This is a genomic window from Anaeromicropila populeti (assembly GCF_900112775.1).
In the GTDB taxonomy this organism is placed as follows: domain Bacteria; phylum Bacillota; class Clostridia; order Lachnospirales; family Lachnospiraceae; genus Anaeromicropila_A; species Anaeromicropila_A populeti.
Window position 1 is genome coordinate 43,518 of record NZ_FOYZ01000004.1, and the last position, 24,671, is coordinate 68,188.

Consider the following 24,671-nt stretch of genomic DNA (forward strand, 5'->3'; position numbering starts at 1 on the left):
TTTACCATATTGGCAATTGGGCAATTAATCCAACAATGCCACTAGCAATAATGCTTCCACTTATTCCAACTGCTAAATTTTTTAGAGTAGTCAGTGCTTTCTTAATCTTAGATGGTTCTTCTTTTTTTTGAAGCATTTGAATTGTTTCTGATATAATTTCTTTAACCTGTTCTGCTTTGTCTGTGAAATCCTCTTGAAAATCACTAGAGTTTGTTGTTCTTTGAATTTTGTTTAATACATCCATTATTTTGTCATAATCAAAATTGTTTTCAACTGTCATTGTCTGACTTGAATTTATAGTATTTTGTTGTATTAGTGAACCTGAAACATTACCACCAATATTCAAAGTGTTGTTTATAACCTGTCCTTTTTCCATATAGTCCTCCAATCTAGATGCAGCATTTCCAGCATCCTGCATAGTAACAAAATAATCTCTACCCCTTCCGTAAACTTCCTCTGCAACTCTAAAGTCTGTGTTACCGTAATCTTTCCATCTTCTCTCTTCATTATATGTCCTGCCATATTCACAATTGTATTCTATTGACTTTTTACCAATATTTCTGAGTAAAAGAACTTCTTTTTCTGTTATACAATTATTTTCAATAGATTTCTTGACTAAATTTAAATCATATAAAATCGTATTAAAATAAGATATGGTAGTCAGTATGGTCATTTGAAAGTTAAAAGGTATTGTATTCCAATAGTGGCTGATATTTAACTTTTCCCTTTGAGCTAATATAAAAGCTTTTCTGTCAGAAGTATAAGCTATCCAGTCATTAATATCACTTAAAATATCAAGTAGAGATTGCTCATTATATGATGTTGCGCCACCAATAATTCCTTGTGCCATGTTCCTGTCCTCCTTGTTATTAATTACCTTATTATACCATAAAATAATAAAAAAGTCGTCTACTAAAATTTAAAAGACTTTTAATACTAATTAATGGGCGTTAAGAAAGTTTACTAGATTTTCTCGCATTTCCTCTACACTATGAGTATAATATCTCATAGTGGTTTCTTCTTTTGAGTGCCCCAATCGTTGTTTAACTATGACCAACGGAATATTCATTTCAGCTAGTCTACTACAATGGGTATGCCTAAGATTGTGAAACATAAAATTCACATCTAATTCATTTCTTGCTAATCTACCTAATATTTTTTCTAAGTCAACTGTAAGCAGTTCACCATTTTACTTAACATTGATAAAGTCTAAATCTTCTACAATTTCCTTTGCCTTGTTCCTGCCCCTATCAATTGCCACTCTAGTTTTCCGATAAGCCAATCCTAACTCTGCTTTTTGCCTATCCAGTGTAGCTTTCAGCTCCTTTAAATAATTGTAGATATCTTCTTGTAAGTTAAGATCATAGATGCTTGCAACTGTCTTAGTATTACGTAAGGTCCACATTTTATCCTCAAGAACCAACTGTTTAGTGACTTTGATTGTTTTCTTTTTCCAATCAATATCAGACCAAAGTAGACAAAATGCTTTACCAACTCTGGCACCTAAAGGTCTGCCCAATTTAAAAGCAGTAAGCAAGTTTGTAGATGAAAATTGTTTTTCAAATGAGTTAAGCTGTTCCTTTGTATAGATTTTGATTTCAGCTTCTTCCACACCCTTAGCAGGAACGGTATTTTATCTTCCTAATAAGGGATATATATTTTGTTACACTAAAATATAATAATTGTTTATTAAATAGCCATATATATTGATATCCTTGATAATCTTCAAGTAGTTCAACTGGAATTCACCTCATTGAATTAAAATTTATAACAAAATATTATCTAAATAGTGCATGCAATTAAAACAATTTTCCCTATTAAATGGAGTTCTATAATAGAGCAAATTTCAATAGCACAATTTTAAAAAACTTTAAACAAAATTTATGCTGGTAAAATTTTATTCAAAATAATACGAAATTAAATTTATTATTTAGTCTAAAACTGCATTGACTATTATGTTTAATTATTATACTATTTAAATAAGTTATTTAAATAGTATAATAATTAAAGGAGATTTTAATATGAGCAAAGATATTAACAAATTAAACAAAAGAATGGGAAAAAATGAGAAGCAAACAGAAAAGAATACTAATGAAATAGAAAGGTTAAAGAGAGAAAATGAAAATATGCGTAGAACTATATCTAACAACACCAAAGAAATAAAACAAATTAAGGAAGTACAAGTTGTTGAAATGTTGCAAAAACTGAAACCACAGACAGAGGATTATATGTACACATATCAAAATATAGCAAACATTGTTGGGATATCTCCCGCAACTGTATCTAATATAGCTAAGAACAAAAACCTATCAAGAAAATTATAAATAAAATAGCATTGCCAAATTAATATATTTGTAGGTCCTAATTTTCAACATTCAAACCCTAGTAAAATCAAGCCTTACAACAATTCTCAAGGAAAATTTTCCGCAAATCTCCCTTGAGATTTCAAAAAATATAAAATCGAGAGACATTGATTTCTCAATGACCCTCGATTTATATTCAAGAACTATATCTGTACTGACACCAGTCAAACCCTTGATTTACCTAGTGTCAACCTATGTTTTTATTTCTATTCTTACTTTCCAAAATATCTTTCCAACAATCCCTTAAACGCCTTGCCATGTCTTGCCTCATCTTTAGCCATTTCATGTACAGTATCATGGATTGCGTCAAGATCAGCTGCTTTTGCACGTTTAGCTAAATCAAACTTTCCAGCAGTTGCTCCGTTTTCAGCTGCAACACGTAACTCAAGATTCTTTTTAGTGCTATCTGTAATTACTTCACCAAGTAATTCAGCAAACTTTGCAGCATGCTCAGCTTCTTCATAAGCTGCTTTTTCATAATAAAGACCAATTTCTGGATAACCCTCTCTATGTGCAACTCTTGACATTGCAAGATACATACCTACTTCAGAACATTCTCCTTCAAAATTCATTCTCAAATCAGCAAGAATATCTTCGCTAACGCCCTGTGCTACACCAACAACGTGTTCAGCTGCCCATGACATAGTATCTTCTTGCTCAGTAAATTTTGAAGCAGGTGCTTTACAAATTGGACAAGATTCTGGTGCAGAATCCCCTTCATGAACATAACCACAAACTTGACATACATATTTTTTCATAATAAAAATCCTCCTTAAATTCAAATAATTTATTTTTTATCTTAAAACAATAATAGTAATCGTTATTGATATATTAATAATAATAGTTTCTCATTAATTTGTCAATACTTTTTTGAAAAAAATTATCATTTATTTTCTAAGGTCTTTGACAATTAATCAACTGTATCTGAAACGCGCTGGGATTGTTTCAGACACTGTGGGCAAGTGCCGTAAAAATAAGTAGTGTGGCCTACAATCTTACCAGCAAAGTTTGCACTTGCTAAAACATTAACGTGCTCCATATCAGGTAAATCTAAATCACTAACCTGGTGACAGCTTGTGCAGACAAAATGATAATGTGGGTTTGTATTTCCGTCAAAATGATCGGAGCCATCATCACAAGAAATTTTAAGAATTTCACCTTGCTCCACAAGAAAATTTAAATTGCGATAAACGGTACCAAGGCTTATGTTAGGGTGGTCAGTACGCAATTCTTCATAAATCGTGGCGGCTGTAGGGTGAGAGGTTGTTTGTGCCAAATAGCTTTTAATAGCTTCACGTTGTCTGCTAAATTTAATCACAGCCATAAGAATCCTCCTTTAAATATAAAAATAGTATCTATTACTAATTTTATCTGATAAAAAAAGAAATGTCAATATACAGAAGGGGCTGACGCAGTTATGATTTTTCAATCATTAGTGCGTCAGCCCCTATAAATAAATATTATTAAAATATATTAATGTTTGTAGTGAACATGTAAAAGCTCATGGGTTCTGTCTTTTAAGATAGGACCTTCATATAAATCGTGAATAACAGGGTTATCTTCACATAATTTAATTTGAGAAACGCTGTCAGATTTATATAAACCAGCAGTACGCTGCTCTTTCTCTGGTCTATGGCTGAATGGCTGGCCAGCACCAGCAATACAACCTCCAGGACAAGCCATAACCTCAACAAAATCAAAATGTTCTTCGCCAGATTCAATTACTTCTAATAGCTTTTCAGCATTTCCAAGGCCACTTACAACGGCAAGACGTACAACTTTGTCACCAAGCGGAACTTCTGCAACTTTAATACTTTCAAATCCACGAATGCCTAAATACTCAATTTCCTTTAAGCTAGTTGGTGATTTATCAGCAACAACTCGACGAAGAGCTGCTTCCGTAACACCACCTGTAGCACCAAAAATAACACCTGAGCCTGAAGAAATAGAAAATGGCATATTAGGAGCCTGTGGTTCCAGATTATTAAACTGAATACCAATTTCTTTAATCATACGGATTAATTCTGTTGTAGTTAAAACATAATCTACATCTGCAACGTCGTTGCGTATAAATTCTTCACGAGCTGCCTCTGATTTCTTTGCAGCACATGGCATAATAGCAACAGAAACAGTAGAAACGCCTTCTTTTTCATCCTGCTCTTTATAATATTCCTTTAATACTGCACCGAACATTTCCATAGGAGATTTGCAAGAGGAGATGTAAGGCAAAATTTCTGGGTGCTGAGTCTCAGCATAGCGAATCCAAGCTGGACAGCAGGAAGTAAACAATGGGTATTTACCAGGACCTTTTTCAAGTGTTTCAAGTAATTCGTTTGTTTCTTCCATAATAGTTAAATCAGCACCAATAGAGGTATCAAATACAATATCAAATCCTAGCATACGCATAGCAGCAAAAATACGGCCAATGGAGTTTTTGCCTGGATTTAAACCAAATTCTTCTCCCAACGCAACACGAACAGCTGGGGCAACCTGAGCAACCACACGTTTCTTTGGATCATAAATAGCTTTCCAAACATCCTTTAAGTTGCTGGCTACGGTAATAGCACCTGTAGGGCACACAGCAGCACATTGACCACAGTTTACGCAGTTTGTTTCAGCAAGCTTTTTATTAAATGCAGGGCTGACAATCATATTAGCTCCACGATGCGCGAAATCAATAGCACCAACGTTTTGTACTTCCTGGCACATACGAACGCAGTCACCACAAAGAATACATTTAGATGGATCGCGGACAATTGACTTTGAAGAGTCATCAATTTCACGAACCGTATGTTCATCTTTAAAGCGGACCTGAGTCAGTCCATATCTTCCAGCAAGCTCCTGCAACCTGCACTTTCCATTCTTTTCACAGGTTGTACAATCGCTGCAATGAGCAGCAAGTAACAATTCCAAAATCATTTTACGATGTTGGTGAAGCTTTGGAGTATTGGTTTTAATCTCCATCTTATCTCTTGGTGGTGTAGAACAGGATGCAATAATTCCACCCCACTTATCTTCTACAACGCACATTCTACAGGCACCATATATAGATAGGTCAGAATAGTAGCAAAAAGTAGGTAAGTGAATTCCAGCTTTTTTAACAACCTGTAATATATTTTTTTCATTATCAAAATCTACTCTATTACCATCAATAATCATGTACTTAGACATTTTTGTAAATTCTCCTTTCCAGTGTTCACTATCACCAGCTGACTATACTTCTTTAATCGCATTAAAATTACATCCCTCTTTACAAGCACCGCACTTAATACATTTGGCAGTATCAATTACATGAGGCTGCTTTACAGCTCCAGAAATGGCACCAACTGGACATAATCTTGCACACTTCGTACAACCCTTACAAAGTTCAGGGTCGATTTGAAGAGAAATAAGAGCCTTGCATTGACCAGCTGGACATTTCTTATCTACAACATGGGCAATGTATTCATCTCTAAAATATTTTAATGTACTGATTACTGGGGAAGCTGCTGTTTTACCTAAACCACATAAAGCAGTTGCAGAAATCGTTTCTGCCAATTCTTCAAGTAAATCAATATGCTCTAATGTTCCACGACCTTCTACAATGTCATTTAATAATTCAAGCATTCTTTTTGTACCTTCACGGCAAGGTACACATTTTCCACAAGATTCATTCTGGGTAAAGTTCATAAAGAAACGGGCAACTTCAACCATGCAGCTCTTGTCATTCATAACAACCAGTCCGCCAGAACCAATCATGGCTCCTACTTTCTTTAAAGAGTCAAAGTCCAGTTTCATATCTAAGTGATTTTCAGTTGGACTGGTAACTAAACAGCCGCCAGAAGGTCCACCGATTTGCACCGCTTTAAAATCGCCGCCTTTTACACCGCCACCTACATCAAAAATAACTTCTCTTAACGTTGTTCCCATTGGAACTTCAATTAATCCGGTGTTACATACGTTACCTGTTAAGGCGAATGCCTTTGTACCGTGATTTTTTTCTGGACCATATTGTCTGTACCAGTCAGAACCATTTAAAATGATTGGAGGTACGTTACAATATGTTTCAACATTATTTAATACTGTTGGCTTTTCAAATAATCCTTTTTCTACTGTTCTAGGTGGTTTTACTCGTGGCATACCACGATTACCTTCAATTGATGCAGTTAAGGCACTACCTTCACCACAAACAAAGGCACCAGCACCCTGGCTGATTTTCAGTTCAAAGTCAAAACCAGAATTTAAAATGTTTTTACCTAAAAGACCACGGGCTTCTGCTTTGTCAATAGCTGTCTGTAAACGGGATACTGCTAAAGGATACTCTGCACGAACATAAATATATCCATAATGAGCCTTTGTAGCAATACCAGCAATAATCATACCCTCAATTACTCTGTGAGGATCGCCCTCCATCATGCTTCGATCCATAAAAGCACCTGGATCGCCTTCATCACCATTACATACAATATATTTAACCTCAGAATCCTGACTTAAAACTTGAGACCATTTCTTTCCTGTTGGGAAACCACCGCCTCCACGTCCACGTAAACTGGATTCAGAAATTTCAGTAACAATTTCTTCCGGAGTCATATCAAACAAGGCTTTTGCAACTGCACTGTATCCGCCAACTGCAATATACTCTTTAATAGATTCTGCATTAATTTGTCCACAATGTTCTAAAGCAACACGAGTCTGCTGTTTATAAAAAGGAATTTCATCCTGCTTATCATAAGCGGCACCTTCTGCATCATGGTAAACCAGACGATCAATTACCTCGTTATTTACAATACTTTTTTCAATTATTTCTTCACAGTCTTCCACTTTTACTTTGATGTATAACCATCCCATTGGCTCAATGCGAAGTAATGGACCCATTTCGCAAAAGCCATGGCAGCCACTTTTTTTCACGCCTACGGATTCATCATGTGGCTCTTTTTCCAAGACAAGAGAACAGTTAATTCCGCGCTCATCCATTATTTCTTTTAGTCTAGCATATATGTTAAGAGAACCACCTGCTACACAGCCTGTACCAGCACAGATTAAAATCTGTTTTTTCTGACTATCCAGTGATTCTTTGAATTGTGTACGCATCATTTCAAGATCTTTGCGTGTATTAATCCTAGTTGCCATTAGCTGCATCCTCCTTTAACTGGTTTACTAATTCTCTTGCCTTTTCAGGTGTCATGCTTGCATATACTTTGTCGTTTACTGTACATACAGGCGCTAATCCACAGGCACCCAGACAGGAAACAGTTTCCACTGTAAAAAGCATGTCATCTGTTGTTGGTTTGGAAGCAGACACATTTAAAACCTTTCTGAATTCCTCTAATATAGGAATTGATTTTCTAACGTGGCAGGCAGTTCCATCACATACTTTAATGACAAATTTCCCCTTTGGTTCAAGAGAAAAATTTTCATAGAAGGTAGCAACACCATAAATTTTAGCCTCACTTACTTTTATGGCTTTTGCTACATAAGCAAGAACAGCTTCAGGAAGATAGCGATATTCCTTTTGTATTTCCTGCATTATGGCAATAATGGAGGATTTGTTGTACTCATATTTTTTCAAAATCACGTCAATCTTTTCGATTTCATTTTGCGCTAACATATAGTTCTCCTTTCTTATGTGTCAAGCGACTACTTATATATACCTTAAATGATAAAAAATGTAACATTTGTAACACTTGTGACAAATTTTTATCAAAAAAACTTAGTGATTATATATTATCATTAATCATATGTTAAATCAAGGAAATGTTACGAAAATGTCGTACTAAAATACTGGAAATGATCTGTATAAATTAGCCTGTTTAAATAAAAATACAAACTGACAGGTTATAAGGAAAAGCAGACGCGTATTGTATGCAATAAAATACAACAGAAAAGCCATTCTTTCGTTGAAAAATACAATAAAACAAGTTATAATATGCATTAGTCAAAAATTTCACATTCTTAATATTGAGAAAAATTTATTGTTATATCAAGTAATCGTAATTTAGTATAAATTATTTCATAATAAAGTATATGCATAGCTAGGAGGAGTTTATATGTTAGAAAAAGATGCTACAATAGGTAACGTCAAACATGAGGTACTTTATAAGGTTGCAAAGCTGGCATTTGCAGCGGAGCTTAAGGAGAAGGAAGAACAGATTCCATTTGATATTATTCCTGGTCCACAGGCAAACTTTCGATGCTGCATATACAGAGAAAGAGAGATTATCAGGGAGAGAGTGCGTCTGGCTCAGGGCAAGCCAGCTGGCTCAAATAGTAATAATAAAAATACGGTTCAGGTTATTAAATCAGCATGTGAAGGATGTCCAATAACCAGGTTTGTTGTCACAGACAACTGTCAGAAATGTATGAGTAAAAAATGTCAGCAGGCATGTCATTTTAACGCAATTACTATGCTGAGAGACCGGGCATTTATTGATCCTCAAAATTGTAAAGAGTGCGGAATGTGTGCAAAGGCATGCCCTTATAATGCAATTGCGGATCTGATGCGTCCTTGTAAGAGAAGTTGTCCAGTAGATGCAATTTCTATGGATGAGAATCACATTGTTGTAATTGATGAAGAAAAATGTATCCGCTGTGGAGCTTGTATTAAAGATTGTCCATTTGGTGCAATTGCAGATCGATCTTCCATGGTAGATGTAATTAATGAAATTAATATGGGCAAAAAAGTATATGCCATGATAGCACCAGCAGGGGAAGGACAGTTTGGAAGCCACGTTTCTATGGGTGTTTTAGCAGAAGCATGTAAAAGTCTTGGATTTGAAGAGATGTATGAAGTAGCGCTAGGTGGAGATATGGTAGCAGACAGCGAAGCGGCAGAGTGGGCAGAAGCATATAAGGAAGGTAAAAAAATGACAACCTCCTGCTGTCCTGCTTTTGTAAACATGATACAAAAGCATTTTCCACAGGTTTATGAAAATATGTCAACAACTATTTCTCCTATGGCAGCAGTACATCGGTATATCCGAAGTATGGAACCAGAAGCAGTTACAGTATTTATTGGTCCATGCATTGCGAAAAAAAGTGAGGTATGTACAAGCCAGGGGAAGGATAATGCGGATTATGCATTAACCTTTGAAGAACTATATGCTATGCTGAAGGCAAAGGATGTCAATCTTTCCAGCTTTGGAAGCAACAGACAGCAGGCAAGTATTTATGGAAAACGTTTTGCTAATGCAGGTGGTGTAACCAATGCCGTTTTGAAGGCACTGGAGGAACAAGGAGAAAGTACAGATATAAAGGTACGTCAGTGTAATGGAGCTATGGAATGTAAGAAGGCTTTGGCACTGCTGAAAAATGGAAAGCTTCCAGAAGATTTTATCGAAGGCATGATTTGTGAAGGCGGCTGCGTAAATGGTCCAGGAAGTATTAAAAGAGAACTTCAGGCAAAGAAGGATCGTGAAAAATTGCTATTGGCAGCAGACGGAAGAGGAATTGAAGAAAATCTGAATAAGTTTGAAGCCGAAAAGATATCTATGCACAGAAAAGAGTAGTCCTTTATAATAAATCATATAGATAAAAAACTGCGTTGTAAGAGTACAGCGCAGTTTTTTTAATAATTAAAAGCCATATATTCTTGACTCGTAATGGGAAAAAACTTATAATAAAAGTAAGAAATGGGGGCGAAAAAATGAAAAGAAGGTTAATTTTATTTTGTATCATATGTGTAATTGGGAACTTCCTCAATGTTTTTGTTTGCAGAGCCAGTTCAATGGCAAAATCTATTGAAAAAATTGATTTTGTGCGGGTTGAAAATATAAAGGACTGCCAGGAAGATTTTGAACTTCAGAATATTTACATAACAAGCAGTAAAAGTGCTTATGCAGAGTTTACGATACCACAGGATGGATTTGTGAAAATTGTTACAAAAGCAAATACGATACGCCAATATGCAGAGGGAGTGACAACTTATCTTGGGGCTTCAACTATATTGTATCGGAATAAAAATTTTATTCAGCCAGTTGGAAAGGAAGTTATGGCAGGTCCTGATCAGGTTTCAGAAACGGAGGCAGTTGCATTAGAAAAAGGGACCTATTATATTCAATTTAAAATAAGCGATGCAGTAGAGGAACTGGGTATTTATGGAATGTTACAGACAGCTGTGCTTTACCAAGATTGCAGTTCCAATGAAAGCGAAAGCATTTCTACCTTACATAAAAGAAATCAAATTACATTAGATAAAGCATTAAGTGGATTTATTTCAGATATTTCTCCAGTAGATTATTACGAATTTACTGTTTCTAGAAGAACACCAGTTAAAATAGGTTACTGGACAAACCAGGAAGGAACTACCCAGATAGAGCTTTTTGATACTTCAAATAATAAAATAGCAGACGGCAGTTTTACAGGAGGAATGGAGTGGTTTGAAGTTGAAAAATATGTGGAAAAGGGAACCTATTACTTTAAAATTTCTTCAACAGCAAGAGGAAAATCAGAAGTTAGAGTTATGAAACAAAAGTATGATTTGACTCTTTCCTACAAGAAACCAATAATATATGTTAATACAAAAACAGAATATAAGGAAATCAGATATTTAAAAGGAAATTTTTATACGACTGACGTGGCAGCAACAGCCTGGGACAATGGAACAGTACTGGGAAAAGGCAAGAATAGTTTTGCAGTAAATAAAGCTGGGTATTATACAGTGCGGATCACGGATTATACAGGAAAAATGTTTCAAACAGCAATTTATGTTTCAGATGTGGATAATGTGAAGCCAAAAGCACCTGTTGTTTCATATTGTAAAGCAGGTCAATATTACGTGAAGGGAAAAGCTGAGGCAGGCGCAACGGTATATTTAAAAATAAACAATAGCAGTCATTTATATTCTGCAAAAGCATCTTCTAAGGGAGTTTATAAGGTTAAAATTAATTATTACTTATTTAAAGGAGATGTTATTCAGGTTTATGCAGTAGATAAGGCTGGAAATAAGGGACGGACATGTAAAGTAATCATAAAGTAATCAGTTTTGTAATGGAATAGTATGTTCGGATAGGAGTAAGAATGAGTGGGAAAATTAGAGGAAAGAGCCTCTTTGTTTTAGGAATGTGTATTTTTTTGACAGGCTGTGCGTTGCTGCCACCAGAGGAAAATGTCAGATATGTTTCAGCAGTTCCAGATAAAGAGGAAAATACATATGAGTATACTTTGGTAAAACAAGGGGATTTGAAAGAGCGAAAAGAAGTGGTTTGTACTTATAAAGCTGCTGAGCAAAAGACTCTTAGTTTTCATGTTAGCGCTATTGAATATGGAGAAGTATATGTAAGAAAGGGAGAGAGTGTAGAAGAAGGAGAGGTTCTTGCGGTATTAAAAACAGAAGATTTGGATGAGAAGATGGAAAAATATCAAAGTCAGGTGCGGGATCTTGAATTAGAAAAGGATAAAACAGAGAAAATTTTTGAAATTGAAAAGAAAAAGTATAATTTAGGCGGTGCACAAAAGGAAACGTTAGAGGATTATGAAAATGAGTTAAGAACTCTTAAAAAAAACATTAATCACTATAAAAATTATATAGAGGAGTGTACAAAAGAAAAAGAGGACAGACAGCTGATTGCTCCTATGAATGGAATTGTAAGTAAAATTTTTGATTATACGGAAGGGAGTGTATCGGTAGCAGGAAAAGATTTTATTACATTATCCAGCGAGGAGAATGTTTTTACAGCAAAAGTAAGTGAACAAGAAGAATTTCCCGTAGAAGAAATTTATGAAATGTGGGTCGGGGAAGAGAGTCATCGGGTTAAGGTAATGAGTAAAAAAAATGAAAAGAGTTTATGGATTGTTACTTTTCAATTAATTGATCCTATATATAATATGGAAAACTTTCTTTATGGAAGTATATGGATAGAAAGAAACCAGCTAAAAAATGTTTTGTACGTAGAAGAAAAAGCAGTTTTTCGGTCTGGTGGAAAGAATTATGCGTATATTATGGGGCAGACAGGTGAGAAAGAAATAAGAATGTTAGATGTGGGAAAAACGGTAAATGGTTTTGTAGAAATCAAAAGTGGTCTTGAAAAAAATGAAAAGGTGATTTTAAGTTAAATCATATTATGATGGGCGGAAAAAGAATAAGGATGATTAAGATGAAATTAGTGAGAAAAAGTTATATGCTAAGCTGTGTATGTTTTCTTTTTTTGTTAGTTTTAGCAGGCTGTAGCAAAAGTAGTACAGCAGCGGCACCTGAATTGTTAGAGCCAGTAAAAATGCAGGATCAAACAGTATTAGTAAAGAGAGGAGATATTTCGGACATTTCAGTGTTTACTGCACATGTTCAATATACCTATGTACAGGTAAAAACGGAGCTGTCAGGAGTGATAAAGAATAGATATGTTTCCCTTGGTGATTGGGTGGAGAAAGGACAAAAACTTCTAAAGATGGATACCCAGAAGGAAGAAGAAACAATAGAACAACTCAAAGAACAAATAATTTATGAAAAAGAGTACAATGAAAAGGTTCAGCGACAGAGAAATATAGAGGAAAGAAAACAGCAATTAAAGCTAATGAAATTAGAAAATGGAGAGGAAACGGCATATGCACTGCAAAAGCTTTCAATTAGTGAGCTTCTGATTGAAAATGAGTACCAAAAGAAAAAGGAAGAATTGCAACTGGAGGATTTGGAAAAGCAGTTAAAAGAATGTCAGAAGGAAATTGATAAATCGTATGTATATGCACCAGTCAGTGGGAAAATTGTATATGCAGTAAATTTATCAAATAACAATAATGTAAATAGAAACGAAATAGTTTTTCTAATAGCAAATACAGCAGAAAAATGTGTTGTAGTAGATGATGCAAAGGCAGTTGATTTTCAAGATGCAGAGTTTGTTTACGGAGTAGTAGACGATAATAGATACAAAATGGAACAATATCCGTATTCCGAAAAAACTATAAAAATTGCAAATGCAAATCAAATTTTTATTCCAAACCGTTTATATCTTCCAGATGAAATAGAAAATCTCGGAGAAGGGGAGATGCTTCCTGTTTTAGTAGAAAAAAATTCAGCAAAAGATGTGCTGTATATTCCAAGGGAATGTATTAATTTTACAGAAAATCAAGCTTACGTTTATAGAATGGAAAATGGCGAGAGAGTACAGACATTTATTACAATTGGAATGTATACAAAGGTATATGCTGAAATTTTGACGGGCCTGGAGGAAGGGCAGGTTATTTTAGCGCAGCCAAGTACAGTTTTAGCATGGGAGTATTCATTAGAAAAAGCGGAACAAAAAGAATTTTATATTTCGCAAAGCATTGAACATTCATTGATAGATGAAGCAAGTATAATGAAAGTAAAGAGTTATTCTGAAGAATTTGTTTTGAAAAACATCAATGTTGAAGAACAGTCGTGGGTAGAGAAGGGAGATATACTGGCAGAGTATGTAGGACAGGTAAAAAATACGGATATACTGGAATTAGAAGACCAATTGGATGGGCTTAAAGTAAGTAAGCAAAAAGAAATTAAGCAGGTTAGAAAACAGATAGAAAGCCTGGATGAAAATACAGGTGAAGATATAAATTTGGAAATACAACAAAAACAAATTGAAATGGAACTGATAGAATTGAGATATTCTAAAGAAGAGGATGCATTGCAAAAACAGCTGGAAAGGAAAAAGGAGTTATTATCAGGCATTTCATTAAAAGCTCCTGCAACAGGGCAGGTGCATATTGAAAAAACAGTTATAAATGGGAAAGAGTCAGCAGAATTTTATGTAACTAATATGGAAAATGTTATTATTCGTATTTTTTTGGAGTCTCATGTATTACACAGTGGAGAAAAAATCAAGTTTAGTCGGGACAAAACAGAATCTGGGAGGACGATAGAGGGCGAGGTTGTTTTTTCTTTTCCAGATGCCCAGTTAGAGTCAGCCAACGTTCAGACTGATTTAACTACCTACTATTCAATTAAAGGACCGGCAGAAATAATAACGGCGGTGTATAGTCCAAATGTTAAAATAGTATTTGACAAACTAGCATTGAAAAAGGCTGTTGTCATCAATAAAAATGCAGTTCAAAAGGATGATTTTGGAGAGTATGTATTTATCCAAAAGAATGGAGAATTGATAAAACAATATGTGACAGTAGGAGCAGTTTCAAGTAATGCAGCCTGGATTGTGGATGGAGTAGAGGCAGGTCAGGAGGTAGCTGTTTTCTAGCTATCTTGAGAGAAAAAGCTCTGGGAGGTATAAAATGTTTACATTTATTAAAAATAAATTATTACATAAAAGATGGTTAAATCTATGTATTTTAATTGGAATCATTTTGCTGACAGGAATTTTTATTTGCGGTCAGCTTTATATGGATGCGGGTTTAAAGCGTACGTTGCAAAAGAAGTTTAGCGATTATATGAGAACCAACAATCAAAATCCAGGAGTAGTTTCTGTTTCTGCAAAATATATTTATGGAGAGGATACCAGTATTAATTCTGCCTTTTTTGGTGAAGTTGAAAAAATTCCGCCTAAAATAGAGCAAACAATGCAGCTACCTGTCAAAAGTACAATTGCATATCGAGCTTCTATGAAGGGGTTAGTCAAAGGAACATATGAAAAAGATGAAAGTGTGTGGAAAAAATACATGGAGTTTGCTGGTATGACGGATTTGGAACAACACATTGACTTAATAAGTGGAACTCTATTCGGAGAGCAAAGCTGTGAAGATGATGTAATAGAATGTGTTGTCAGTAAGCATACACTGGATACATACGGCTTCATATTAGGAGAAGAAATTACATTTGCACAAGTAAATAGAACCAATGACAGACCATTAAAATTTAAGATAGTGGGAGTTTTTAAAGAGAAAAGTGAGGATGCTTCCGAGCCAGAATATTATTGGGTAAATCCTGTTTCTTATTATGAGGACTCTATTTTTGTAAGGGAAGATTTTTTTCCTTTGCTTATGGAACAAGTCAATAAGGAACAACTAGAAGTAAAAACTAATTTTTTTGTATTCTTTGATTATAAAGCTGTGGAACCCTCTAACATAAATAAACTAATACAAAGTGCAGAATTAATTAATGAAACAGGTGGGGAGCTAGAGAAAGTAAAATGCAGCTGTGCCATGCTGAACTCATTAAAAGCATATGATGCAGAAGATGAAAAGCTATGTGCTACAATGTGGATTTTACAAGTACCAATGATTCTTTTACTTCTTGTATTTATTTATATGGTATCCAAGCAAATGCTGGAGTTAGAACAAAATGAAATTGCTATGCTAAAAAGCCGTGGTGTTAGTAAGGGGCAGGTAGTACAGGTATATTTGTTTCAATCATCTTTATTAGCATTAGCAGGTGGAATTTTGGGCATTCCTCTCGGGTATTATCTTTGTATTATGCTAGGTTCAACAAATTCCTTTATGAACTTTGTGAATCGTACTTCTTTTCAAATTGATTGCAGTGCCTTAAGGTTAATTGCTTATGCTGTATTGGCAGGTATAGTTTCGGTTGCATTTATTACTCTTCCGGTCATTAGGTATGCAAAGCTTTCTATTATTGAACTGAAGCAAAATAATAAAAATAATACACAGCCTGTTTGGAGAAAATTTTTTCTAGATTTTATTTTGTTTGCAATTTCCATTTATTACTGGAAGGTGTTTTCAGGACAAGAAGATTATATTGCTCAACAGGTAATTAGTGGAAAAGGAACAAATTCTATCTTATTTTTAGATTCTTCTATTTTTATGCTTGGTGCTGGACTTATATCTCTGCGAATAATTAAAATATTGGTACAATTATTCTTTCTAATTTTTAAAAAGAGGTTACCAGCTTTTTTATATGCTGCATTTATGCAGATTATGAGGACAGAGCGTAAATATATTTTCACCTCTACCTTTATGATACTTACGATTGCAATGGGAATTTTTCATGCAAATGTTGCTGCTACAATTAATAAAAATAGTGAAGAAAGAATTCGCTATAATCTTGGTACTGACTTTATTTTGCAAGAAAAGTGGAAGGATAATCTGATACAAGTCCGAAAGGCTAAGACGGATGGAAAGCAATTGGATGTTGCATATGAAGAGCCAGATTTTACTAAATATGACGCATTGAGAGACGAGGTAGAAAGTATTACGAAGGTAATCATAGATGATAGAGTAATTATAAATTATAACAATAGAAAATATGAAGGCAACCGACTTATGGCAATTGATACAAAAGAGTTTGGGGAGACGGCATGGATGAAAGATGGTGTCTTAGACAAACACTGGTATGAATATCTGAATATTATTTCTCAGGAGCCGGATGCTATCTTGGTTTCAAAGAATTTTCAAAAAAAATTTAATGCTAAAATAGGCGAACAGCTTGTTTATACAAGGCAAGATGTGTTTAACAGAGAAACTAGTGTTCACAAAGGAATTATACGAGGATTTATAGACGCATGGCCAGGATTTTATATCAATGAAGATACGGAAAAGGAAGGAAAAAGTCAATATTTAATTATTACAAATTATGCAAAAATTGTATATGATTCCGGGATTACACCTTATGAAGTGTGGATAAAAACAAAAGGAAATACGGATTGTATTTATGATTATTTAGAAAATCAGGGAAAACAGTACATAAAAACGGAAGATGCAAATGTGTATGTGACAGAAAATAAGAATAGTGCACTTTTTCAGGCGACAAACGGATTTCTGACAATGAGTTATATGATTACGTTATTGCTCTGTACGGTTGGATTTTTAATATTTTGGATTCTTTCTATTCGTCAAAGAGAGCTTATATTTGGAATTTACCGGGCAATGGGCATCTCTATGAAAGAGATAATAGGAATTTTGATTACAGAACACTTATTTAGTTCGGTTTTATCTATACTTATAGGTTCTATAGTTGGAATTATTTCGTCAGAACTATTTGTACCGTTAATAGGAATTGCCTATTCTCCAGAAAAGCATCCACTTCCATTGGAAATTGTTAATTCTGGACAAGAAGTTATGAAAATATTAGGAAATATCAGCGTTGTTCTTGTTGTTTGCATTATAGTATTAGGATTTATTATTTCAAAGTTCAAAATAACGCAGGCACTTCTGTTAGGTGAAGATTAGTTTGACCAGATAAGACGGGGGATTAAAATGGAAACAATTATTAAGACAGAAAATATAAAAAAGTGTTTTCCGGTATTTGGTGCAGATGATTTTTATGCATTAAAGGGTTTAAGTATGGAAATACCAAAAGGAGAACTTACTATATTAAAGGGGCGTTCGGGCTCGGGAAAAACAACGCTGTTAAATATGTTAAGTGCTTTAGATACTCCATCAGAGGGAAAAATTTATTTTGATGGCAATGAGATTACAAAATATAATGCTAATGGAAGAGAAAAACTGCGAAGATATGAAATCGGGTACATTTTTCAGACAGTGGCACTGCTGCCGGTTATGAATGCTTATGAAAATGTAGAGTTTGGACTTCGTCTGGCAAAGTTTAAAGGAAATTATGATCAAAGAATTAAGGAGTGTCTGGAACAGGTAGGCATGGAAAAGAGAATGAAGCATATGCCTTATGAAATGAGCGGCGGAGAACAGCAAAGAGTTGCCATTGCACGGGCTATTGCCCATAAGCCCAAGGTAATATTTGCAGATGAACCAACAGCGTCTTTAGATTCTACCATGTCATTGCAGGTTGTTAAGGTGTTTAAGGAATTAATACAAAAGGAAAAGGTAACAATCGTAATGACAACCCATGATACAGATCTTATGGATGTTGGCAGCAAATTATATGAGCTAGAGGATGGTGAAATAATTGGAAGCAAATAATATGATTGAGTGTGATGGTCTTGTAAAAATTTATAAAACCGATGAAATTGAGGTAATGGCGCTTCAGGGATTGGATTTGAAAGTAAAAAAAGGTGAAATGATGGCTATTGTGGGAAATAGTGGAAGTGGAAAGTCAACCTTACTGAATATGCTGGGTGGTCTGGCAAGACCTTCTGCTGGCAAATTATTTGTGGATGGAAAAGACTTATTTAAGCTGACAGAAAAGGAGTTAGTTTTTTATAAAAGAAATACAGTTGGATTTGTTTGGCAAAATAATGCAAGAAATTTATTTCCTTATTTAACTGCACTCCAAAATGTACAGGTACCCATGTTATTTGGAGATGCAAAGCTGAAGAAGCAGCGGGCGCTGGAATTGCTTGATAAGGTGGGGATGTCTCACAGAATTCATAATACTTTAAAAAAAATGTCGGGGGGAGAACAGCAAAGAGTTGCTATTGCCATTGCCTTGGCAAACAAACCACGCCTTTTATTGGCAGATGAGCCAACTGGGGCAGTTGATGCAAAAACGGCAAATAGAATATTAGAAATATTTAAGCAGCTGAATGAGGAAGATGGGATTACGATTGTCATTGTAACTCACGATAATCATTTTGCGGATCAACTGGGCCGGGTTGTAAGAATTCGAGACGGTAAGACAAGCAGCGAACGGTTGCTTCGTGAAAATAGCAAAGAGGTGCTGGATTCTTTAAAAGGATTTCATGAGGAAGACAAACATTTCGAAGAGTATGCAGTTCTCGATAAAGCGGGAAGGGTGCAGCTGACAAAGGAAGTATTGGAGGAAATAGGGGTAAGTGATAATAAAGTAAAATTAGAGGTTGTGGATGGAAAAGTTTTAATTTCTAAAGTGCAGGATAGTTTTGAATAAAGAGAAAAGAAATATTTTTTTAAATTGCTTACGAGGAAAAGCCAGAAGTCATATGAAAATGTATCCAGTTGACACTTTATGAGTGACTTATTCTTGCGATAGAATAGACATTACTAATTGTTTAGGAGGATAACATATGAATATTGGATACCATTGTGACCTGATACGTGAAGCATTTTTATTTACAAGTAATAAATTTCATCAAGATCACCCGGCTGTACGGACTGCACAGCTGTCTAATTTTTATACAGATATTTTTCAAAGAGATGAAATATGCTATGCCGATCCTACCACATTTACAGATGAACTGAGGGAGATTGTAGAAAGTCTGCATACGGAGAATCTGCCAACGGAAACTGATGTAAAGTGGTATGTAAAAAGTCTGGCGTTTGCTACCCATAAAAGATTGAAAGATCTTATGAAAAGTGGACAGACAGCAGACATAACCTCTATGCTTATGGTAATCGGTTCAACACTTCATATTATACATGACTTTTATGCTCATACAAACTGGAGTGAGTTGTATATAGACAAACTAGATAATATGGTTGAAAATGCATGTTATTTTGAAGTGGGAGAAAATGATATACGAAAAGCAGTAAAAAAATACAATGGGTTTGGCGCGCAGAGATACATATACGGAGATGAAAAAGATTTTTTTGCTTGCTGTAAAAAGGAAGGCCGCCCAAGTCATACAAGAATGCATAAAGATTATGCGGGAAGAAGTTTTTTTGAACGGGCGTATAAGTCTGCCTTCAGGGCATCCGTTATGTGGCTTAATTATGTGAAGTCCGTAGTAGGGAATAGTATTTGGGCAAAAATAGAAAGTTACGATGGTGGAAGTCACTGGTCTACAATAAAAAGAATTACAGAGCCAGGGACAGGTGCATTATTTAAAATTTTTTCGTATGCAGGAGCATGGAAATCACCAAAAAGTATGTACGATGCATTGACAGCAGTTGCACTTGTAAAGGAAGCGCCAGCATTAATTAGAGATTTTGTTCAGATGTCTCTCTTAAAGCAATGGAAAGAAAACATATTAAATATTTCTAAATATCTTTTTGAAAGGTCTAATGCTGGAAAACTTATTTATTTAAGACAAAATGGGGTGAAAATGAATGGAAAACATTTTTTAGATATGGCAAGAGAAGAACATTCAGAAAAAGCGCTTAAAGATTTTGCAAAGGACTTTTCATCTGGCTGTCCTACCTTTGTACTCTTTCAAGAGTATTTTGAAAAGAAAATTTATTATTACGAATATTTTGAAGTAGATGACTATTTAAGCTACTTATTAAGAAAAGCAACAAACAATAATAATGCTTTTGAAGAATTTAAACAGTCCTTTGAAAGAACATTGGACCACCAGTGTCAAGATATTCAGTTTGATCAAGAAGCGGATATGGAATTTCAGAAGTTGTGTGAAATGAAAATAGAGGAAGAGATTAAGTGGCTTAAAATTCGTATTCCAGAGTGTAAAAATACGGAAAGCTATTGTGGAAATAGTGATATTTATGCTAGAATTTTTATTGACGGAGTTTTATACAGAGAGTCTGAATACCTGGATCAAGATAATCCCAAACCATGCTGGTTAGCTTTAAAACCAGTTTTGACCAAGGAGCTGAATAAAGATATTGCAATTAAAATTCAATTTAAGGAAGATGATGAATTTACCGAAAATGATGTATATGCAACTATAACAGGGAATTACAATCCGGCAAAAGATACTTTTGTCACAGATGAGTATGTGCAAGCAGGAATAAACGGAATTAAGGTTTTTGCTACCAGAGATGGTTTTAAAGGTGTTATGGAAATTGGAATAATGAGCTGCCATACGATGGAAGTAGGAGTAATAGTTCCAGATGTGGACTTAGCAGGAACGGATCATAGAATGTTTGCTGACATTGGCTCTAGAATGTATTTACTAGATAATCCAGAGAACGATGATTTTGAAAGGGATACTTCAAATATATTCTGTATAGATCCAGGAAATAATTTTGTAAAAGAAGATGTTACCAGGCTGGATATTTACAAGGCAAATGATTCAGATGATTATGGTGGAGTTCTGTTAAAAGAAGCTTATGTTGCTCTGAATGGAGAATTGATTAAGAAAAAAAATATTAATTTTTGGTTAGTAGATGACAGTAATTGTGCACCAACTGGACCAGCATTTCATAGTGAAACAATCTTTGGAATAGAGGAGGATGAAAAGCTGGAATCGTTAGGAGTAAAACTTCATACAGAATATAACTATAAGAGTGGGAACGGAAATGGAACCGATCAAATCATTAAGCTGGAGCTTATGGATAAGGATCAGAAAACCTTACTATGCTTTCAATTGGATAAAGAGTATTTAATTGATGATTATTACAGGGATAAATTTGAAAATGGAAATGTTGATTTCTTTTATATTAATTTAAAAAAAATACAAAAAGAGTATCAGTTAAAAAATATTTCCAGAATTAAAATTTCTAGAGAAAGTAATGGAACAAGTTATGGAAAGTGGGGACTTGAGTATATTGAGGTCTGGCTGAATGGAAAGAAAGCATTTGCCCATACATTAGATGTCAGTACATTAAAGGATCAGATGTCGTGGACTTCTCCAGTAAGGGAAACGTCCAAGGGAATCTACATAGAAGGAAAACCAGAGGCTGCTTCTATGGGTATTAGAAATCTTGGGAAGACAGGATATTATCATGTGTATGAAGTTACAGTCGATATAAAAACCTATGGATTTATCAGTAATCCGCTTTACCTGTGGACGGCAGCAGGAACAACTGGTACTGGTATATCAGCAAAAGTTATTGCCAGTGGATCCAAAGCAAAAATTCAGCTTTTTTATCATCAGGAAAAGTCCAATACTATGCAGTATTTGATTAAAGCAAAAGTTACAGAAAGTGATAGTGGGCAAACTTTTGTAAAGGATTTTTTTGTAAGACTTCCAGATGTATATGCCCAGTGCGTAGAAACAAGCTTTGTGGAGCAAAATGTTGTAGTAAACCATACAAATTCTATTGAATATGTGGGGAAATATGAAATTCAGCCATATGGCTTTGGAACAAGTAGTATGAATGATTTCCACTTTAGCTGGTTTGTTGAGGGAGAAAACTATCAAAATAATAATGTAAATTTACATATTGTCCAAATACCCTTTGCATTAGATGCCAATAAACAATCTTATACTGTAAAAGCAGTTATATCAGATAAGTGGGGAGTGCATAAACCAATTAGTATGCTGAATGTAGTTGACATTCCCCAGCTTAGTGCTAATTTAGAGGTTCAGCTTAATTCAAAATTAACTGGTTTAAATACAAAAGCGAAAGTAAAAGAGCGTTCTTTAAACTCATTAAAAAATGCCCGTATAGAAAAAATAGAGCTGGCAAATGGAAAAGAACTACAGGCAATCCAGAATACTACTCTAAAACCAAAAGAAAATGCTGCTTATACCGAAACACTTACATTAGATTTTAATAACCTTAGATTATTGAGAAATAAAATTGTGTATGATGGGATAATATCGGAACCTGTTAAAGTAGCGTGGATACTTAGTAGTCTGAAAAATGGAACTAAGTATAGTGGGGAGTGCAGTGGAGAAAGTAAAGTAGTATATAACTTTAAAGATGATGGAGCGACCCAGTATAAGCTTAACGTTACTATTACAGATGGTATAGGAAGAAAAGCCTGCTTTGAAAGGACGATAGGAAAAGATTTTAGTATTTTAGAATATAAGAAATTTTTCAAAAATTTTATTGTGTATATGGAAAAACTACCATGGAAAAACAAGAATGCTTTTAAAGATGAATTTATAACAAGCTTAAACGGCGGTATGGGTTATCAGTTTATTGTGGGACTTGGAAGAAACAGACGCCAGTATGCAAAAGAGCTGTTAGAAATACGTGATATCATTCAGAAGGGCAAGGCAAAAAGTATTTCGATACAGGAAGCATCAATTGCAACCAATAAAGCAATTAATATTATGAATTATATGCAGACCGATCAAAGTATAATAGAGGATATGAAAAACTTAGCTGTTAATAAGATAAAATAAATCATGGGGGAAAACTGAATTTGACTATTTTACAGGGTGATATTATTATTAAAATATCGATTTTACTGACTTTAATTCTTATACTTATTATTTTTAATGTGTATTTATTTGTAAGACGAAAAAGAAGCATTGTGACATTAGAAATACATTTTATTTCATTAAGCCTATTGGGATTTTTGGTTTGTAAATTTATAAGTACTGCTATTTTAAATCTGGAGTTTGAAAAATATTATAAAATGGCGGAATGCTTTTTCCTTGTGTGTGGAATTATTTTATGTATTATCTATGTATTGTTACAGTACAGTAGTAAAAAGAATACATATATGCATTTTCAGTTTCCCCCGGATATTCAGCGTATCTTATCAACTATTTTTGATTGTATTTTGATTTGCGATTATGAAGGTCATATATATTGTGCCAACAATGAGGAAAGGTATAAAAGGTTATTTGGAAATCAGTGCATAAAGCAGCAGGTTATTGAAAAGATGTTTTTGGAACTTGCCCCCAGGCAGCTGCATAAAGAAATAGAAAATTGCTTTCAAAATAAAAACATAAATGTCAGTTTTGAAGTATATTTTCCCAAAATAAACGAGTACTATCTGGTGAAAATTGTTCCAATTTTAGTAGGAAAAAATAGCATTATGGGAAAAATGATTTCTTTACATGACATTACAGGTGAAAAACAGTTAATGGATGAGATTAATCAAAAAAATATTAACTTGGAAAAGGTGAATAAGCGGCTTGTTCATTATGTTGAAGCTGCCAATGTACTTGAGTCTGAGAAGGCAAGATTGGATTTGTTAGAGGGTATACAAACAGAATTGATTGAAAGGATAGAGGAAATTGTGCAGAATACTTTTATAATTGAAAATAGAAAGTATAGTGATGTTTTTGAACTTCATAAAGACGTATCCAATGTTTCCATGCAATTAAGAAGCATATATAAAATGATTCGCAAGACAATACAAAACATGTATATAAAAGAAGGAGAACAGCATGATAACAGTACTGATAGCAGATGATCAGACATTATTTCGTACTATGCTGGAAATGTATCTGGCTACCGATAAAGAGATTGATGTAGTAGCCTCTGTGGAAAATGGTGAGAGTGCTGTAAAGATGGCACTTGAGCACAGGCCCGACGTAGCGTTATTAGACAGTCAGATGCCAGTAATGGATGGTATAACTGCTTTGGCAGAAATTAAGGATAAACTGCCAGCTACAAAAGTGGCTATTTTAACAGCCTTTGAGGATGCCGCAAGCATTGCCAATGCATCAGGATCTAAGGCAGATGGATATCTAATAAAGGATATGACTCCAGAAGTGCTTATAATGGCGGTAAAGTGTATTTATAACGATATAATCTTAATTCATAAAAATGCATATGAGTTAATGACCTCGTTTACCAGCCCTATGCCAGGACATGACCGAGCTATAACCTGTGGTGGGTTTACATTTGATAAAGTGGATGTTATGCTTATGAAGCATATTGCTGACGGAAGAACCAATAAGGAAATTGCAAAAATAATGGACTATAGTGAAGGAACAATTAAAAACAGAATATCCAATATTATAAGTATGACAGGGCTGTCTGACCGAACACAAATCTCTGTATTTGCAATTAAAAATAACATTGTATAGCCGCTGT

Annotated in this window: 19 protein-coding genes; 11 read left to right on the top strand and 8 right to left on the bottom strand. The window is 34.5% G+C overall.

Annotated features, from left to right (window positions below; genetic code table 11):
• Position 1: 1 nt before the first annotated feature.
• From BM305_RS05970 to BM305_RS05980, 3 genes are all read right to left on the bottom strand, one after another.
• Complete coding sequence (locus BM305_RS05970; RefSeq protein ID WP_092559796.1) at positions 2-850, bottom strand: hypothetical protein; 849 nt, start codon at positions 848-850, stop codon at positions 2-4.
• 90 nt (positions 851-940) lie between these two features.
• Positions 941-1,180: a tyrosine-type recombinase/integrase gene (locus BM305_RS19875; RefSeq protein WP_092559797.1), complete on the bottom strand. Its 240-nt coding sequence runs from the start codon at positions 1,178-1,180 to the stop codon at positions 941-943.
• A gap of 9 nt (positions 1,181-1,189) precedes the next feature.
• Entirely contained in the window at positions 1,190-1,612 is a 423-nt protein-coding gene (locus tag BM305_RS05980; protein ID WP_092559798.1) for a site-specific integrase, read from the bottom strand.
• Positions 1,613-2,021: 409 nt separating this feature from the next.
• On the opposite strand from BM305_RS05980, the gene BM305_RS05985 reads away from it, so the two are divergent.
• Positions 2,022-2,324, top strand: a complete 303-nt coding sequence (locus BM305_RS05985; protein ID WP_092559799.1) for a hypothetical protein — start codon at positions 2,022-2,024, stop codon at positions 2,322-2,324.
• 251 nt (positions 2,325-2,575) lie between these two features.
• Here BM305_RS05985 and BM305_RS05990 read toward each other — a convergent pair whose 3' ends face one another.
• The 5 genes from BM305_RS05990 to BM305_RS06010 form a co-directional block, all read right to left on the bottom strand.
• Entirely contained in the window at positions 2,576-3,121 is a 546-nt protein-coding gene (locus tag BM305_RS05990) for an NADH peroxidase (RefSeq protein ID WP_092559800.1), read from the bottom strand.
• 152 nt (positions 3,122-3,273) lie between these two features.
• A complete protein-coding gene (locus tag BM305_RS05995; protein ID WP_092559801.1) occupies positions 3,274-3,687 on the bottom strand; it encodes a Fur family transcriptional regulator in 414 nt (137 codons plus the stop codon).
• A gap of 149 nt (positions 3,688-3,836) precedes the next feature.
• The gene (locus BM305_RS06000) at positions 3,837-5,534 is read right to left on the bottom strand and encodes a [FeFe] hydrogenase, group A (RefSeq protein ID WP_092559802.1); all 1,698 of its coding nucleotides are present in this window, start codon (positions 5,532-5,534) and stop codon (positions 3,837-3,839) included.
• 42 nt (positions 5,535-5,576) lie between these two features.
• Entirely contained in the window at positions 5,577-7,472 is a 1,896-nt protein-coding gene (locus BM305_RS06005) for an NADH-ubiquinone oxidoreductase-F iron-sulfur binding region domain-containing protein (RefSeq protein WP_092559803.1), read from the bottom strand.
• Positions 7,462-7,950, bottom strand: a complete 489-nt coding sequence (locus BM305_RS06010; RefSeq protein WP_092559804.1) for an NADH-quinone oxidoreductase subunit NuoE family protein — start codon at positions 7,948-7,950, stop codon at positions 7,462-7,464. Before BM305_RS06010 ends, BM305_RS06005 begins: the two co-directional genes overlap by 11 nt.
• Before the next feature lie 439 nt (positions 7,951-8,389).
• Here BM305_RS06010 and BM305_RS06015 point away from each other — a divergent pair, with 439 nt between their 5' ends.
• The 10 genes from BM305_RS06015 (at position 8,390) to BM305_RS06060 (ending at position 24,664) form a co-directional block, all read left to right on the top strand.
• Positions 8,390-9,847, top strand: coding sequence for a 4Fe-4S dicluster domain-containing protein (locus BM305_RS06015; protein ID WP_092559805.1), 1,458 nt, complete (start codon positions 8,390-8,392; stop codon positions 9,845-9,847).
• A gap of 137 nt (positions 9,848-9,984) precedes the next feature.
• Positions 9,985-11,316, top strand: coding sequence for an Ig-like domain-containing protein (locus BM305_RS06020; RefSeq protein ID WP_092559806.1), 1,332 nt, complete (start codon positions 9,985-9,987; stop codon positions 11,314-11,316).
• A gap of 41 nt (positions 11,317-11,357) precedes the next feature.
• Positions 11,358-12,392, top strand: a complete 1,035-nt coding sequence (locus tag BM305_RS06025) for an efflux RND transporter periplasmic adaptor subunit (RefSeq protein ID WP_092559807.1) — start codon at positions 11,358-11,360, stop codon at positions 12,390-12,392.
• A 41-nt stretch (positions 12,393-12,433) separates the two neighbouring features.
• Positions 12,434-14,500, top strand: coding sequence for an efflux RND transporter periplasmic adaptor subunit (locus tag BM305_RS06030; protein ID WP_092559808.1), 2,067 nt, complete (start codon positions 12,434-12,436; stop codon positions 14,498-14,500).
• 34 nt (positions 14,501-14,534) lie between these two features.
• The gene (locus tag BM305_RS06035) at positions 14,535-17,384 is read left to right on the top strand and encodes an ABC transporter permease (protein ID WP_092559809.1); all 2,850 of its coding nucleotides are present in this window, start codon (positions 14,535-14,537) and stop codon (positions 17,382-17,384) included.
• 27 nt (positions 17,385-17,411) lie between these two features.
• Positions 17,412-18,092, top strand: coding sequence for an ABC transporter ATP-binding protein (locus tag BM305_RS06040; RefSeq protein WP_092559810.1), 681 nt, complete (start codon positions 17,412-17,414; stop codon positions 18,090-18,092).
• Positions 18,079-18,978 (top strand): ABC transporter ATP-binding protein, encoded by a 900-nt coding sequence (locus BM305_RS06045; protein WP_330393429.1) that lies wholly within the window; start codon positions 18,079-18,081, stop codon positions 18,976-18,978. Before BM305_RS06040 ends, BM305_RS06045 begins: the two co-directional genes overlap by 14 nt.
• A gap of 136 nt (positions 18,979-19,114) precedes the next feature.
• Positions 19,115-23,023 carry an HET-C-related protein gene (locus BM305_RS06050; protein ID WP_092559811.1) on the top strand — a complete coding sequence of 1,303 codons (3,909 nt, stop codon included), beginning with the start codon at positions 19,115-19,117 and terminating at the stop codon, positions 23,021-23,023.
• 20 nt (positions 23,024-23,043) lie between these two features.
• The gene (locus BM305_RS06055; RefSeq protein WP_092559812.1) at positions 23,044-24,045 is read left to right on the top strand and encodes a transcriptional regulator; all 1,002 of its coding nucleotides are present in this window, start codon (positions 23,044-23,046) and stop codon (positions 24,043-24,045) included.
• On the top strand, positions 24,020-24,664 hold the full coding sequence (locus BM305_RS06060) for a response regulator transcription factor (protein WP_092559813.1): 645 nt from the start codon (positions 24,020-24,022) through the stop codon (positions 24,662-24,664). The genes BM305_RS06055 and BM305_RS06060 overlap by 26 nt, the downstream gene beginning before the upstream one ends.
• The last annotated feature ends 7 nt before the right edge of the window (positions 24,665-24,671 follow it).